Origin of the sequence: Pseudoalteromonas sp., assembly GCF_041613455.1 — a bacterium.
Taxonomy (GTDB): Bacteria; Pseudomonadota; Gammaproteobacteria; order Enterobacterales; family Alteromonadaceae; genus Pseudoalteromonas.
Genome location: NZ_JBFJHD010000025.1, coordinates 12968 through 29130, shown reverse-complemented (window position 1 = coordinate 29130; position 16163 = coordinate 12968). Strand labels below are relative to the sequence as shown.

Annotated in this window: 14 protein-coding genes; 11 read left to right on the top strand and 3 right to left on the bottom strand. The window is 43.5% G+C overall.

Features of this window, described 5'->3' with window-relative positions:
- The 3 genes from acnB to ABYB02_RS04620 all read left to right on the top strand — a co-directional run.
- Positions 1-2530: bifunctional aconitate hydratase 2/2-methylisocitrate dehydratase (gene acnB / locus ABYB02_RS04630; RefSeq protein WP_372761287.1), on the top strand; the 2530-nt coding region annotated here is incomplete at its 5' end.
- Between the two features lie 197 nt (positions 2531-2727).
- Positions 2728-3360 (top strand): 2OG-Fe dioxygenase family protein, encoded by a 633-nt coding sequence (locus tag ABYB02_RS04625; RefSeq protein WP_372761286.1) that lies wholly within the window; start codon positions 2728-2730, stop codon positions 3358-3360.
- Positions 3361-3369: 9 nt separating this feature from the next.
- Entirely contained in the window at positions 3370-4605 is a 1236-nt protein-coding gene (locus ABYB02_RS04620; RefSeq protein ID WP_372761285.1) for a cysteine desulfurase-like protein, read from the top strand.
- Between the two features lie 18 nt (positions 4606-4623).
- Here the strand turns inward: ABYB02_RS04620 and ABYB02_RS04615 are convergent, their stop codons facing one another.
- Entirely contained in the window at positions 4624-5328 is a 705-nt protein-coding gene (locus ABYB02_RS04615) for a 2OG-Fe(II) oxygenase (protein ID WP_372761284.1), read from the bottom strand.
- Positions 5329-5359: 31 nt separating this feature from the next.
- On the opposite strand from ABYB02_RS04615, the gene ABYB02_RS04610 reads away from it, so the two are divergent.
- Entirely contained in the window at positions 5360-5758 is a 399-nt protein-coding gene (locus ABYB02_RS04610) for an acyl-CoA thioesterase (protein WP_372761283.1), read from the top strand.
- Positions 5759-5771: 13 nt separating this feature from the next.
- On the opposite strand, the gene glpD is transcribed toward ABYB02_RS04610, so the two are convergent.
- Positions 5772-7277, bottom strand: coding sequence for a glycerol-3-phosphate dehydrogenase (gene glpD / locus ABYB02_RS04605; RefSeq protein ID WP_372761282.1), 1506 nt, complete (start codon positions 7275-7277; stop codon positions 5772-5774).
- Positions 7278-7328: 51 nt separating this feature from the next.
- A complete protein-coding gene (gene glpK, locus ABYB02_RS04600; RefSeq protein WP_372761281.1) occupies positions 7329-8831 on the bottom strand; it encodes a glycerol kinase GlpK in 1503 nt (500 codons plus the stop codon).
- A 271-nt stretch (positions 8832-9102) separates the two neighbouring features.
- On the opposite strand from glpK, the gene ABYB02_RS04595 reads away from it, so the two are divergent.
- From ABYB02_RS04595 to ABYB02_RS04565, 7 genes are all read left to right on the top strand, one after another.
- Entirely contained in the window at positions 9103-9684 is a 582-nt protein-coding gene (locus ABYB02_RS04595; protein ID WP_372761280.1) for an aminodeoxychorismate/anthranilate synthase component II, read from the top strand.
- 35 nt (positions 9685-9719) lie between these two features.
- Positions 9720-10871, top strand: coding sequence for an HDOD domain-containing protein (locus tag ABYB02_RS04590; RefSeq protein WP_372761279.1), 1152 nt, complete (start codon positions 9720-9722; stop codon positions 10869-10871).
- Positions 10872-11352: 481 nt separating this feature from the next.
- Positions 11353-12558, top strand: a complete 1206-nt coding sequence (locus tag ABYB02_RS04585; RefSeq protein WP_372761278.1) for an aspartate aminotransferase family protein — start codon at positions 11353-11355, stop codon at positions 12556-12558.
- 85 nt (positions 12559-12643) lie between these two features.
- Positions 12644-13660, top strand: a complete 1017-nt coding sequence (gene astA, locus ABYB02_RS04580; protein ID WP_372761277.1) for an arginine N-succinyltransferase — start codon at positions 12644-12646, stop codon at positions 13658-13660.
- Positions 13661-13676: 16 nt separating this feature from the next.
- On the top strand, positions 13677-15146 hold the full coding sequence (gene astD / locus ABYB02_RS04575; protein ID WP_372761276.1) for a succinylglutamate-semialdehyde dehydrogenase: 1470 nt from the start codon (positions 13677-13679) through the stop codon (positions 15144-15146).
- 139 nt (positions 15147-15285) lie between these two features.
- Complete coding sequence (locus tag ABYB02_RS04570) at positions 15286-15624, top strand: DUF3802 family protein (RefSeq protein ID WP_372761275.1); 339 nt, start codon at positions 15286-15288, stop codon at positions 15622-15624.
- A 71-nt stretch (positions 15625-15695) separates the two neighbouring features.
- A complete protein-coding gene (locus ABYB02_RS04565; protein WP_372761274.1) occupies positions 15696-16109 on the top strand; it encodes an OsmC family protein in 414 nt (137 codons plus the stop codon).
- Positions 16110-16163: the final 54 nt, after the last annotated feature.

Below are 16163 nucleotides of genomic sequence, written 5' to 3'. Positions count from 1 at the left end.
TGCTCAGCAAACGGCTGATCTTATTGAATTAATTAAAACTCCACCGGCGGGTGAAGAAGAGTTCATTTTAGACTTATTAACCAATCGCGTACCAGCGGGTGTTGATGATGCAGCTTATATCAAAGCAGGCTTTTTAGCTGCGGTTGCTAAAGGTGAGACGACTTCTCCGCTAATTACTAAAGAAAAAGCGGCTGAGTTATTAGGTACTATGTTAGGTGGTTACAACATCGCACCTATGATTGACCTACTTGATGACGAAGCATTAGCGCCAATCGTAGTAAAAGGCCTTTCAAACACGCTACTTATGTTTGATGCATTTTACGATGTAGAAGAAAAATCAAAAGCGGGCAATAAATACGCAACACAAGTTATTGAGTCTTGGGCAAACGCAGAATGGTTTACGAATAAACCAAAAGTTGCTGAAAAAATCTCTGTTACTGTATTTAAAGTAACGGGTGAGACGAATACCGACGATTTATCACCAGCACCTGATGCATGGTCACGTCCTGATATTCCATTACATGCTTTAGCCATGTTAAAAATTGACCGTGATGGTATCAACCCAGATAAGCCTGGCGAAGTGGGTCCAATTACACAACTAGAAGAATTAAAAACTAAAGGTTTACCGCTTGCATACGTAGGTGATGTAGTTGGTACTGGTTCTTCTCGTAAATCGGCAACTAACTCAGTACTTTGGTTTATGGGCGATGATATCCCATTCGTACCAAATAAGCGTGTTGGTGGTGTATGTTTAGGTAATAAAATTGCCCCTATCTTCTTTAACACTATGGAAGACTCTGGTGCGTTACCAATTGAGCTAAATGTTGATGAGTTCAACATGGGTGACCAAATTGATATCTATCCGTACGAAGGTGTTGTTAAGCGCCATGGTACTGATGAAGTTATCTCTAAGTTTGAACTTAAATCAGACGTGATTTTAGATGAAGTACGTGCTGGTGGCCGTATTCCATTGATCATTGGTCGTGGTTTAACAGACAAAGCACGTACCTCTTTAGGTTTAGGTGCCACTGACGTATTTAAAGTGCCAACAGTAACAGAGCTTTCTGATAAAGGCTTTACACTAGCGCAAAAAATGGTGGGTAAAGCGTGTAACGTTGCTGGTATTCGTCCGGGTCAATACTGTGAGCCGAAGATGACTACCGTAGGTTCGCAAGATACCACGGGTCCTATGACACGTGATGAGCTTAAAGATTTAGCATGTTTAGGTTTCTCTGCAGATTTAACCATGCAGTCTTTCTGTCATACCTCTGCTTACCCTAAGCCTATCGATGTAAACACTCACCATACGCTTCCTGATTTCATCATGAACCGTGGCGGTGTATCGCTACGCCCAGGTGACGGTATTATCCACTCGTGGTTAAACCGTATGTTATTACCTGATACAGTAGGTACGGGTGGTGATTCACATACACGTTTCCCATTAGGTATTTCATTCCCAGCAGGTTCGGGTGCAGTAGCATTCGCAGCAGCAACCGGTGTTATGCCACTTGATATGCCAGAGTCAATTTTGGTTCGCTTCAAAGGTGAAATGCAGCCAGGTATCACGTTACGTGACCTTGTACATGCCATCCCTTACTACGGTATTAAACAAGGTTTATTAACCGTTGAGAAAAAAGGCAAAATCAACGAGTTTTCTGGTCGTATTCTAGAAATCGAAGGTGTTGAGCACCTAACTGTTGAGCAAGCGTTTGAATTATCAGATGCATCGGCTGAACGTTCAGCTGCCGGTTGTACAGTTAAGTTGTCTAAAGAGTCTATCTCTGAATACCTAGAGTCAAACATTGTAATGCTTAAATGGATGATCTCTGAAGGTTATGGCGATGTACGTACCATTGAGCGTCGTATTAATGCTATGCAAGAGTGGTTAGCTAATCCTGAGCTGATGGAAGCAGATAAAGACGCTGAATATGCTCATGTAGTTGAAATCGACTTGGCTGAAATCAAAGAACCTGTTCTTTGTGCACCTAATGACCCAGATGATGCACGTCTTCTTTCTGATGTGGCTGGCGAGAAAATTGATGAAGTATTCATCGGTTCTTGTATGACTAACATTGGTCACTTCCGCGCGGCTGGTAAATTACTCGATGGCTTTAAAGGTCAACTTCCTACTCAGTTGTGGGTTGCTCCACCAACTAAGATGGACAAAGACCAGCTAACAGAAGAAGGTTACTACGGTATCTTCGGTCGTGTTGGTGCACGTATCGAAACACCAGGGTGTTCACTGTGTATGGGTAACCAAGCACGTGTTGCAGATAAAGCAACTGTAGTTTCTACCTCTACACGTAACTTCCCTAACCGTTTAGGTAATGGTGCAAATGTATTCTTAGCATCATCTGAACTTGCGGCCGTTGCGGCAATTATTGGTAGATTACCAACCGCTGCTGAGTATCAAGAATATGCAGCGAAGATCAATGCAACCGCATCAGATACGTATCGTTACTTGAACTTCCATCGCATGCCTGCTTACACTAAAAAAGCAGACAACGTGATTATTCAACAAGCGGTATAATTTTTAAAGCTTGTTAAAAAACCCGCTTCGGCGGGTTTTTTGTTGTTCAAATTAACTTTAGATAATTTATGTTAGTTTTTAATATTTAATAGATTGTATTTGGTCATAAAGTGCAATTAAATTGAGTAATAAAGCAATATATCCTAGTAATATGCATTAAAATCCTCGTATTATTATAATGACTATAGCAGGATTTTATGACCGCCTTAAACCCCCAGAATTTACTGCAACTGCGTTTTATTAACCAAGCAAACATAGATTTGGTTAAGCCCTCTTTTGATAATTTACCCAGCAACCCGTATGCAGACGGTGCCTTTCGTAAACGCCGTTATTCGGTGGTGAAAATGCAGCATGGTGAGCTTAAGCTGCAAGCGACCAAAGCGTTTGTACAAGATGACGCAATTAACACATTTCAGGGTAATGTTGAGCGCAGCTACGAAAACTTAGAACAAAGCTTACTTGAGTCAGCAGGTATGAAAAGCATTGTGAATGAGTTTCGTCAAATCACCGGCATTGATGCAGAGCGCGATATCGAAATTCACCAATTTCGTATGTTAGCCATCGACAGCGATACGCCAGCGGCGCCTGAAGGTGTGCACCAAGATGGTTTTGATCATGTATGTGTGTGTGGTGTGTCTCACGAAAACCTCGAAGGCGGTGAGTTACTGGTATACGAACATCAACAAGCCGAGCCGTGTTTTAAAATGGCGATTAAAGATGGCATGTTTGCGGTTATTAATGACCGCCAAGTGTGGCATAACGCCACGCCCATGAACAAACTTGATGCCAGCAAACCAGGTTATCTGGATTGCTTTGTGCTAACAGCTTAAGGATTGAACATGAATACAACACAATTGCGCGCACAATTTCCGGCGTTAATGCAAACCGTCGATGATAAATCACCGGTATTTTTAGATGGCCCCGGTGGCTCGCAAGTGCCCCAGTCGGTGCTTAATGCTATGACGGCGTACTTAGGGCACTACAATTCAAATTTAGGTGGCGCATTTTTTTCCAGCGATAAAACCGTTGAGTTAATGGCCAGTGCGCGTCAAGCAGCGGCTGATTTACTTAATGCACCGAGTGCACAAAACATTGTGTTTGGCCCAAATATGACGAGCTTAACGTTTAGTTTTAGCCGCGCGATTGCACGCAGTTGGCAAGTTGGCGATGAAATAATTGTCACCAATGCTGATCACTTCTCTAATGTATCATCATGGCAGCAAGCTGCAGAAGATAAGGGCGTGAAAGTTAATACTGCACTTATCAACGAGGCGGATTGCACCCTCGACATGGCGCATTTTGAGAGCTTACTCAACCGTAATACTAAACTAATAGCTGTAACGTATGCCTCTAACACCACAGGTTCAATTAACAATATTAACCGTATTGTAGAGCTTGCTCATGCGGTAGGCGCACTGGTGTATGTGGATGCGGTGCATTACGCCCCCCATGAACTTATCGATGTGCAAGCACTTGATTGCGACTTTTTGGCCTGCTCGGCGTATAAGTTTTTTGGCCCGCACTTAGGCATGGTGTATGGTAAAACAGCGCACCTTGAAGGGTTTACTCCCTACAAAGTTGCGCCGGCTAAAGATGTAGCGCCAGGGCGCTGGGAAACCGGCACGCAAAGCTTTGAAGCGCTAGCGGGCTTTATTGCTGCGGTTGACTATATAGCCGCCATTAGTGAGCTTGACAATAGCCATTCACGCCGTGAAAAGCTAACGGTTGCATTTACTAAAACCAAACAGCACGAAATGGCACTCAGTGAATATTTTTTAACGCGCTTAGTTAATTACCCGCGTATAAAATTATTTGGCATTGATGACTTAGAGCGTTTAACTGAGCGTACACCTACTTTTGCGTTAACGTTTGAAGGTTTAGAGCCGCGCGCTGTATCTGAATTTTTAGGTAAGCAACATATTTGTGTATGGGATGGCAACTTTTACGCACAAGGCTTATGTCAGCAGTTAGGTGTGCTCGATAACGGCGGCGTAGTACGCATTGGTTGTATGCATTACAACACCACCGCAGAGCTTGATCGGTTATTTAATTTGTTTGATGAGCTACTAGGTTAATATACATAAAAAGGTGCGCTAGCTCTTTGGCGCACCATATATTTGCTCGGCACGATTAAACAACACCCACGAAGTTAAAATATACTTGTCGTTAGAAATGGGTTTATTGCCGCGATGGGTGTGAGTAAAGTAACCCGGTGCAATCACCATAGTGCCTTGTTTCGGCGCAATTTTACGATTTTGATAATAAAATTCGGTTTCCCCACCTTGCTCAACATCATTCAAATAAAACATAAATAACAGCACTCGATGCAGTGCTTCGTTGTGCCCCGCCTGTGGGTACACTTCGCTGTGCCAATAAGGATAGCCGCCTTTATTTACTTGGTATTTTTGCGCTTGAATATTGCCGAGGCGAAAAATTTGCTGTACTAAAAGCGGTAGTTGCGGTTTGCCTACTTCAGCAAAGTTTGCATGGGTTAAGTCTACCGGTTGGCCAGTTTTTGGATGATAAACCTTTAAGCCGAAGGCACCTATCATCATAAAAATATGTTCTTCAATGTATTTAAAAACATACTGTGCAGTGGTTTGTTGAATATGCTTTAATTGTTCGGCGTATTCAGGATGATTATTTAAATATAAATCGTGGCTATCTTTTTTATTTAAATCGATACCCCCCGAGGTCATCCCTGGTTTGGTATGCGGGCTTTGAGTAAAGGTAGTGATAAAGTTATCGCAAAAGTCACTGCTGAGTGCGTTATCGTATACGCGAATAAAGTCCGTCATGAGTTACCTTTATAATTATTATTGGATGTTTATGTTTATTGAAAAAGTGATGCCGCGTTTCAGTGAAACTGATGCGCTAGGACATATTAACAATACCGTACTCCCGGTTTGGTTTGAAGCTGCACGAGCACCTATTTTTAAGTTTTTTACCCCAGATCTCAATCCGCACGACTGGAAACTAATCATAGCCAAAGTGGAGGTGTCGTTTGTGGGCGAGTTATTTTATGGTGATGAAGTCACTATTAAAACCTCGGTAGAGCAGGTAGGTACTAGCTCTTTTGTATTGCGCCAAGAAGCGCACCAAGGTGATAAATGCTGCGCAGTAGGTAAAACCGTACTGGTGCGTTACGACTTTGCAGCCAAAGCAAAACAGGCATTGTCAGATACAGAAAAAGCGTCACTGCAGGCGCATCTAACGCCTGAAAGTTAACCTTGCGGGCTTGTTAGGTTTGTTTTGCGCCAGAATACTGCTGAATATACTGGCGCAAAACAGCAACTTGTGCTGCGTTAAAGCGCAGCCCTAACTTAGTGCGGCGCCACAATATATCATCGCTGCAGCGCGCCCACTCGGTATCAATTAAGTAATTAACTTCTTGCGCATACAGGCCATGTCCAAAGTGCACTCCTAAATCTTTAACGCTGTTGGCATTGATGAGTAAGGCGTGGGTATAGGTGCCGTAACTGCGCAAAAAGCGCTTTAATAATAATGCCGGCAACCAGTTATATTGAGTTTGCAGTTGCTGCTGCAGCTCAGTCACAGTGTTAAAATCACCGCCGGGTAGGGAAGCATTTTTCGTCCACGCTGGGCCCATTTGCGGATAAAACTCGGCCAGTTTATTTACCGCATTTTCCGCCAGCTTTCTATAAGTGGTCAGTTTCCCACCAAACACACTCAGTAAAGGCGCCTGCTGGTTATTGCTGCTAAGGAGTAATTTATAGTCGCGAGTAACCGCCTGTGCATCGGTCGATTTATCATCTAATAGCGGCCGTACCCCGCTGTAGCTATGCACTATATCGGCGCTACTAATTTGTTTTTTGAAGTATTGGTTAGTGATCCCCACTAAGTAGTCAATTTCTTGCTGGCTAATTTTTACCTCAGCAATATGGCCGCTGTATTCTTCATCGGTGGTGCCAATCAGCGAAAAGTCATCTTCATAGGGGATAACAAAAATAATACGTTGATCTTGGTTTTGTAATATATACGCTTGTGGCTCGTTATGGATACGCGGCAGTACAATATGACTGCCTTTCACTAAGCGAATGGCGTGTGGGGTTGGCTGCGTTAATACCTGCTCAAACAGCGAAGCAACCCAAGGCCCTGCGGCATTGACAATCCCTTTGGCTTTGATTTGATACTGCTGCTTGCTATCTTGCTGCTCTAACGTTACCTGCCAGTTGTCTGTGGTGCGCTGTGCGTTGATACAGCGAGTACGTGTGGCAATCGTTGCGCCTTTTTCGTGCGCCGCCAGTGCATTTAAAATAACCAGTCGTGCATCGTCTACCCAGCCATCGGCATATTCAAAGCCACGGCCAATAGCGGCATTAAGTATGCTATTACTGGCAAATTTAATTGATTTTGATGCGGGTAAAGTCACCCGCTGAGCAAGGTGATCGTAAATAAACAAGCCTAAACGTATCAGCCAATATGGGCGTAGATGGGGTTGGTGGGGCAGTTTAAATGACAGCGGCCAAATAATATGCGGCGCTTTTTTTAACAATACTTCGCGCTCTAATAATGCTTCTCTGACTAACCTAAACTGGTAGTGCTCTAAATAGCGCAGTCCACCATGAATCAGTTTACTGCTGCTTGATGAGGTTGCTGACGCTAAGTCTCCTTGCTCGCACAGCAATACTTTAAGGCCTCTTCCTGCGGCATCTGCAGCAATGCCGCTACCATTAACACCGCCGCCAATAACCAGTAAATCATATTCGTTATCGAGTAACGTCACTGCATACCCCTTGAGTAATTAACCATAGCAACAGCCAATGTTACAATTGCACTAGCCGTCGTGCTTGGTGTTATTTGCAAGCGTGACCTGTGCTATGCAATGCTGCCATTTGGCATATAAGTCGTTGCGTTCAGTCATGCTCATACTGGGTTCAAAACGACGTTCGCATTGCCACAGGGTTGCGATTTGTGCTGTTGATTGATATACCCCCGCTTGCAGTCCAGCTAGATAAGCAACACCCAACGAGGTGGTTTCTGTTAGCGCTGGGCGCTCCACACTGGCACCTAAAATATTAGCTAAAAACTGCATGGCCCAATTATTTTTTGCCATACCGCCGTCCACGCGCAAAATGCTTGGCCGCAGACCATCTCCTTCCATCGCTTTTTGTAAATCTTTAGTTTGATAGCCAACTGACTGCAGTGCGGCAGCGACTATAGTGCTAATGCCCGAATCTCGGGTAAGCCCTAAAATAGCGCCACGGGCATTGGCATCCCAATAGGGAGCGCCTAAACCGGTGAACGAAGGGACTAAAAATACGCCGTGATCCAGTGGTACATCTTTTACTAATGCTTCACTATCACCGGCATTTTCTAACAGCTGCAAACCTTCAACAATCCACTGCATGGTGGCACCCGCCATAAAAATACTGCCTTCTATGGCGTAGGTCACCTTGCCGTTAAGTCTATATGCCACAGTGGTTAATAAGCGGTTATGAGAAGTAAGAGCTTTATCGCCGGTATTCAGCATTAAAAAGCAGCCTGTGCCATAGGTACTTTTCGCCATCCCTTCTTTAAAACAGGCTTGGCCAATTAATGCTGCTTGTTGATCCCCCGCTATGGCGCTAATTTTAATTGGGGCACCAAATATATCGCTGCTGGTTACGCCAAAATCAGCTGCGCTGTCCATGACTTCGGGCAGCATAGTGCGAGGAATATTAAATTGCGCTAGTAATTCATCATCCCAACATTGCTGGTGAATATTAAACAGCAGGGTGCGTGAAGCGTTAGTGGCATCGGTACGATGCACTTTTCCCGCAGTTAAGTGCCATAATAAATAGCTATCTACGGTACCAAAAGCCAGCTCACCCGCTTGTGCTTGTTGTTGTGCTCCTGCAACATTATCTAAAATCCAACGAATTTTAGTCGCCGAAAAGTACGGATCTAACAGTAATCCTGTTTTATCACTCACTTTTTTACTTAGTTCATCGCAGCGTATTGCATCGCAGTAGTCACTGGTGCGTCGGTCTTGCCAAACAATGGCATTATAAAGCGGCTTACCGGTGCGTTTATTCCACACTAACGTGGTTTCACGTTGATTGCTGATGCCAATAGCGATCACTTGTTCAGCAGTAACGTTATTGTTAGCTAATACGCTTTTACAGCTACTGAGTACCGTTTGCAAAATATCGTCAGGGTGATGCTCTACCCAACCGTTTTTCGGAAAGTGCTGCGTAAATGTGTGTTGGCAACTATCCACCACGCTGGCATCTTGATTAAATAAAATAGCCCGAGAGCTGCTAGTACCTTGATCGATAGAAAGTATGTATTGTGACATAGGCGCTATTATATAAGTTGATAATATGCAAAGCTTTGCTGCTAGTTTAACGCAGCAGCGAAGTTAAACGTATTGTTGATACTAGCAGTATAGCTTTTTTGGATTATATGTAATTGATTATCTTAAAATGAAAGTTAAGATTAGAAATAACCCGTGACAATGGAATGATAAATGTACCCCACTGATAAAAAGCCATATAATTATAATGCGCCGTATAGCTGCCGCGCGCAGACTACTTTTTGCAAACTTATAATTTTGAGTGCTTTTTTACATGCTTTTAATGATCGACAATTACGACTCGTTTACTTACAACTTAGTGCAGTATTTTCAACGTTTAGATCAAGAGGTGCTGGTTAAACGTAATGATCAACTAACCATTAGCGAAATCAAGCAGCTCAACCCGCAACATATTGTTATATCACCGGGTCCTAAATCGCCCACTGAGGCGGGTATTTCTCTTAGTATTGTGCAGCAGTTAAAAGGACAGTATCCCATTTTAGGCATTTGTTTAGGCCACCAAACTATTGCGCAAGCATTGGGCGCCCGCATAGTACGGGCAAAAAAAGTGATGCATGGTAAAACCTCCCCGGTTTATCATAATGGCCAAGGGGTATTTAAGGACTTAGTCAATCCGTTAACTGTGTGTCGTTATCATTCGTTAGTTGTGGCTGCAGACTCATTGCCAAGCGATCTACAAGTAACCGCCTGGACGCAAACAGCGCAAGGTGAAGTTGATGAAATAATGGGGTTATTACATACTGAATTAGCGTTGGAAGGCGTACAATTTCATCCCGAAGCAATTTTAACTGAGCACGGCCTCGCGCTACTTGATAACTTTTTGACTCGCTTCTAGGCTTAGTTTAACTCACCAATTAGTAATGGAGAACCATGGCCGCACTACTACCGCAACCGCGTATTGTTGAAATGCTGAATAAACGCGCGCATGACGTGCTGTTAGGGCATAACTTTGCGCACCAGCAAATTGGTTATGGAAAAACATTGGCAGCAGAAGAAGGTGAGCCGATCAAACAACGCACGTTACTTGAAGTGGAAGTTGCTGCGCAGCAACAGCGTCAATTAAAAAGTACCGCGCATCATAAGTACCGCGCTGCTGCGAGCGAGCAATTACATAAAGCAATAGACAAGGCGATAGCAACAGAGCTGAATGATATCGATAACATCATAAAAAACACCATAGGTGTTGATGAAAACGTGTGTGCCATCTTAGATATATTGGCAACCAACAGCGCTTCTGTTGGCCGCCTTGAGCCGTTAGTTAACGATCTCAGTTGGTTAGGCCGTGAATTAGTGGATTTAGTGAACTTACCTTACTACCGAAAGCAACGTAGTAAAGCGACCGCAGTAAAAGTAGAAAACCCAGCCTTAGCACTGCGTTATATTGGCCTTGATAACTTACAATTTGTGGTGCCAACCATGGCAGTGCGGCATTGGATGCCGCATAGCACCGAGCCGTTTTCATTATTAAAACGGCGCTTAAGAGAAAATGCCATGGCCACGGCTATTGCAGCGCAAAAGCTAGCAGCGCTTAATAATGTAAACGCCAGTCATGCATTTACCTTAGGTATGTTATTAAATGTGGGGCAGTCGGTATTGGTACGTTTATATTTAAAAGTATTTGCAAAAATATGGCAGCAAAGAGTCGATTATGCGCGTAGTAGCGTTAATAAAGACTTACACACCGCATTATTAGAGATCAAACCCGACGCGCTATTTTTAGCCACATTTTTACGCGAAAAATCATTAGCCGTAACCAGTAAAGTGATCAAGCGGATGGCGTTTCAGTATTTACCCTTTAATAACGTAATGCAGCAATTAGTAAATAACGAGCCGGTTACACAGCCTTTAGCAGCAGTAATGTTAAAAGCACGTTGTTATGGGCAGTATTTATTGCTTAAAGAGCATCAGTTAATTGAGCCAAATGAAATTCCGCAGTTATTTTCGTATTTTAACTTCACCAACGAGGAATTGGCCGTGCTCGAGGCCAGTAACTTCACAAATCTTGCGATTCAAATTAATTAAGCCGTGTTATCGCTAAACATGCCCTTGCTAATTAACCTTTAAATCGAGCATGGGGGCTAAATTGTCCCAAATTGGACATATTTCAATCTTTAAAGGCTAACCCCGGCTAATTTTTGTTAATTTTTTTGCGACTATTCATTCACTTTTTATTATCTATTCAAAATACTTTTCGCCGCTTTAAGTATGGCTGCGGCTCGCTGTTTGGACTGTTTGTTAGCGAAAAAGACACGGCACACGGCACGCAAATAGTTATTCACTATCTTTGAAATTATATCTCAAGGCCTTTATTACCAAGGGCTACATGAAAGTTTTTGAAGAGACAGCATCAAAAAATTCTGGAATAATGAGCGTCTGAAAATTGAACCACACAGCCATTTTTATGCAAATATCACGTTATTGAGTTTGCTAAAACAGCGGTATGCTATAGGTTACCACACAGCTATTAATGGCTATGTGATGTACACAATTAAGAGGAAATAAAATGACAGTCAATCGCGAATTATTTGATCACGTAATGGTTCCTAACTACGCACCTTCAAGCGTAATTCCTGTTCGAGGCGAAGGCTCACGCGTATGGGATCAACAAGGTCGAGAGTTTATCGACTTTGCGGGTGGTATTGCTGTTAACTGTCTTGGCCATTGCCACCCTGCATTAGTAGGCGCATTAAAAGAGCAAGGCGAAAAGATTTGGCATTTATCAAATGTAATGACCAACGAGCCAGCACTACGTTTAGCGAAAAAAATGGTTGATGCGACGTTTGCAGAAAAAGTGTATTTTGCCAACTCAGGCGCAGAAGCAAACGAAGCCGCACTTAAATTAGCACGCCGTTTTGCCCTTGATAAATTTGGTGCTGAAAAGTCACAAATTATCGCCTTTAATAAAGGCTTCCACGGCCGTACCTTCTTTACCGTAACTGTGGGTGGCCAAGCGGCTTACTCAGATGGTTTTGGCCCTAAGCCTGGCGACATTGTACATTGTGATTACAACGACCTAGCGGCTTTTGAAGCATTAATCAGCGACAAAACTTGTGCCGTAATGATGGAACCACTGCAAGGCGAAGGCGGTATCGTTTCACCCACTGATGAGTTTGTTCAGGGCGTGCGTGAGTTATGTACTAAACATAATGCATTACTTATTTTTGATGAAGTACAAACAGGTGTGGGCCGTACGGGTAACTTATACGCATACCAAGGTTTAAATGTAGTTCCAGATATTTTAACCACGGCGAAAGCACTGGGCGGCGGTTTCCCAATTGGTGCGATGATCACCACCACAGAAATTGCACAGCACCTTAAAGTGGGAACGCATGGTTCTACTTATGGCGGTAACCCGCTAGCGTGTGCGGTTGCAGAAGCTGCATTTGATACTGTTAATACTCCAGAAGTATTGGCTGGCGTAACAGAAAAAGCGGCATTATTTACTGAACTACTAACTGCTATCAACGACAAATACCAAGTATTTAGTGAAATTCGCGGCCAAGGGTTATTAATTGGTGCGGTAGTGGCAGAGCAATACAAAGGACGCGCTAAAGAGTTTTTAGTGGCAGGGACTGAGCACGGCTTGATGTCGCTTGTAGCCGGTGCCGACGTAGTACGCTTTACGCCATCACTGGTTATTCCTGAAGCGGATATTCGCGAAGGTATGGCACGTTTTGAAAAAGCCGTAGCGAGCGTAGTAAACGCTTAATACAGCCAAGCAAGTCAATTAAGGGCAAGCTACGCTTGCCCTGCAATTCCTATTTACCGTTATATATAAGGGAGTAAGCGGGTTTATGATGATCCTTCGCCCAATCCAACAAAGTGACTATCCAGCATTAGTGAAAATAGCCGACGAATCGGGTCATGGCTTTACTTCTTTACCTAATAATGAACAGCTTTTACAAAAGAAAATTGACCATTCGGTAAGCTCATTTACAAAAATTGCATCACAACCGGGTGATGAAGGTTATTTGTTTGTACTTGAAGATACCGACACCGGCGAAGTCGTGGGTACCTCTGGTATCGAAGCGGCTGTTGGCTTAGATGATGCTTTTTATCATTACCACTTGAGTAAAGTTATTCACTCATCACGTACTCTTAACGTATATAAAGCGGTTGATATTTTAACACTGTGTAATGACTACACCGGCGCGACCGAGCTGTGCACGTTATTTTTGAAAGACGCCTATCGTAAAAACTGTAACGGTAAACTGCTGTCAAAAGCGCGTTTTATGTTTATAAAACAGCATCAGCAACGTTTTGCGCAAACCGTTATTGCCGAAATGCGCGGCGTGTCTGACGAAAGCGGCAGTAGCCCATTTTGGCAGTGGTTAGAAGAACATTTCTTCTCAATGGACTTTCCAACCGCCGATTACCTAACCGGAATTGGCCAAAAAGTATTTATTGCTGAATTAATGCCCAAACACCCAATTTACGTAAACTTATTGAGTAAAGAGGCGCAAGCGGTTATTGGCCAAGTGCACAACAATACCCGTCCAGCAATTGAACTGCTAAAAAGCGAAGGTTTTACCTTTAATGGCTACGTTGATATTTTTGACGCCGGCCCAACCGTTGAAGCCAAGGTCGATAATATTGCCACTATTCGCAACGCTAAAAACTTTACTGTTGAGATTGGCGAGCAAAGCGGTGACACCATGGTATTACTGGCAAATGATAAGCTAACAGACTTTAGAGCCACGGTGGTGTCGATGACGTTTGATGAACGTAAGAACAGCGTAGTGTTAACTCAAGATGTTGCCGATGCTTTATACTTAAAAGCGGGCGATAGCGTAAGCGCAACCAAGATTTAATTTAGGAGAAAGTATTATGACTCATCCTGCACAATTTATTAATGGCCAATGGTCACCAGGCCAAGGCAGCGAATTTAATTCAGTAAACCCGGCAAATAACGAGGTTATTTACCAAGCAAATGCCGCCACTGCAGAGCAAGTAGATGCCGCGGTTAGTGCTGCACGCGAAGCTTTTTACGCGTGGGCAGATAAAAGCTTTACTGAGCGTTTAGAGATAGTAAAAGCATTTGCTGCCCAATTAAAAGAACACAGCGAAGAGCTTGCTGTTACTATTGCCCAAGAAACCGGTAAGCCGCTATGGGAAACACGCACCGAAGCGGGTGCCATGGTAGGTAAAATTGCCATTTCTGAAAAAGCATTTTTAGAGCGCACCGGCGATGTAGAAAACGCTATGCCACTAGGGCGTGCAATGATCCGTCATAAGCCACATGGTGTGGTTGCGGTGTTTGGCCCGTATAACTTCCCGGGGCATTTACCGAACGGTCATATCGTGCCTGCGTTATTAGCCGGTAACACGGTAATATTTAAACCCTCAGAGCTTACTCCTAAAGTTGCCGAACTGACGCTGAAATTATGGCAAAAAGCCGGTTTACCAGCGGGTGTTATTAACCTAGTGCAAGGTGAAGTTGAAACAGGCAAAGCCTTAGCCGCTCACAAAGGCATTGATGGCTTGTTCTTTACCGGTTCGTCGCGTACCGGTCACATTTTACATGAGCAGTTTGCTGGTCAGCCAGGTAAAATTTTAGCGCTGGAAATGGGCGGTAATAACCCACTTATAATCACCGACGTAGAAGACACTAAAGCGGTAGTGCACGATATTATTCAATCGGCATTTATCTCAAGTGGCCAACGTTGTACCTGTGCACGTAAATTATTTTTACCCACGGGCAGTAAAGGCGATGAAATTTTAGCGCGCCTAATTACAGCAACTAAAGCCATTAAAGTGGGTAATTACGATGATGCTGAGCAACCATTTATGGGGTCGATGATCTCATCAGCGGCGGCGGCAAGCATGGTAAAAGCACAAAGCGAGTTAGTTGAACTGGGTGGTAAAGTATTGGTCGAGCTTACTCACACCGCTAATACTGGCTTTGTTACGCCGGGTATCATTGAGTGTAGCAACATTCATAATTTCCCAGATGAAGAACACTTTGGGCCATTATTAAAGGTGTTCCGCTTTGATGATTTTGATCGCGCTATTGATAAAGCGAACGATACAACATTTGGCTTATCAGCGGGTCTGTTAAGTGACAGCGAAGCCGATTACCAACACTTTTTACGTCGTATTCGTGCGGGTATTGTTAACTGGAATCGCCCAATTACGGGTGCTTCAAGCGCAGCGCCGTTTGGCGGCATTGGCGCGTCGGGTAACCACCGAGCTAGCGCGTACTACGCAGCCGACTACTGTGCTTACCCAGTGGCTTCTGTGGAGCTTGAAAAAGTAGCGATGCCTGCCACTTTAAGCCCTGGCTTAAAAATAGACTAACGTTAATAGTTAGTACTAAATAATTAAAAAAGCAGCTTAGGCTGCTTTTTTTGTATGGCTTTCAATATACTGCGAAGCTAGCAATTATTAACACTTTCTGCTTAAATTAGCGCAATTAATTATTTTATAGGTAGCAGGCATGGTTTTAAATAGGCAAGGGTACGACGACTTAATACTGTACCTAACTCAAAACTTAGCATTATTTGAGAAGCCTGGTGAGATAAAGCCCGGTGCACCTAAAGTAATGGAATTGATTGAGGATGTTATCGCTGAAAACGTGATGCTTATTTGTCAGCAGCATCCTGAGCTTAACACAGAGCAACGTAGCCAAATTGTACGTGAAGTTGACGGCATAGTTTACGATTTACAAGAAGTCCTCAGCAGCGTCATCTCACGCCCTGTCACCGTAGAGCAGCACGCCTTCATCGATGAGTTTGCGAGTTTAGTGAAAAATCTGTTTGATAGCGCCATCGCTTAAATTCTCCCTCCGCGCTCACAAATTCAGGCATATTGGTATACAATCGAGAAAATATTTTTTGAGGTATAACAATGCAAGCAAATGTTAAGTGGGTTGAAGGCAATACCTTCATTGGCCGTTCTAATTCAAATCATAATGTGGTGTTTGACGCGGGCAGCGACAGCGCAGCGCCGAGCCCAATGGAAATGGTGTTAATGTCAATTGGCTGCTGTTCATCGGTTGATGTGGTCAGCATTTTAAAAAAAGCGAAGCAAGATTTCACTAACGTAGAAGTGCAATTAAGCGCTGAGCGTGCCGACACTGTGCCTCGTGTATTTACTAAAGTGAATTTACACTTTGTGGCAACAGGTAATAATGTGTCTGAAAAGCACCTAGCACGCGCCGTTTCGCTGTCTGCGGAAAAGTATTGTTCGGTGGCATTAATGCTTGATAAAACAGTAGAAATTACGCATAGCCACGAAGTTGTGCAAGATCAGCTAAAATAACGCTTTTTCGATGAGTAAAATTCGTATAAAATCCGCGAACTTTTCATTCTGCAG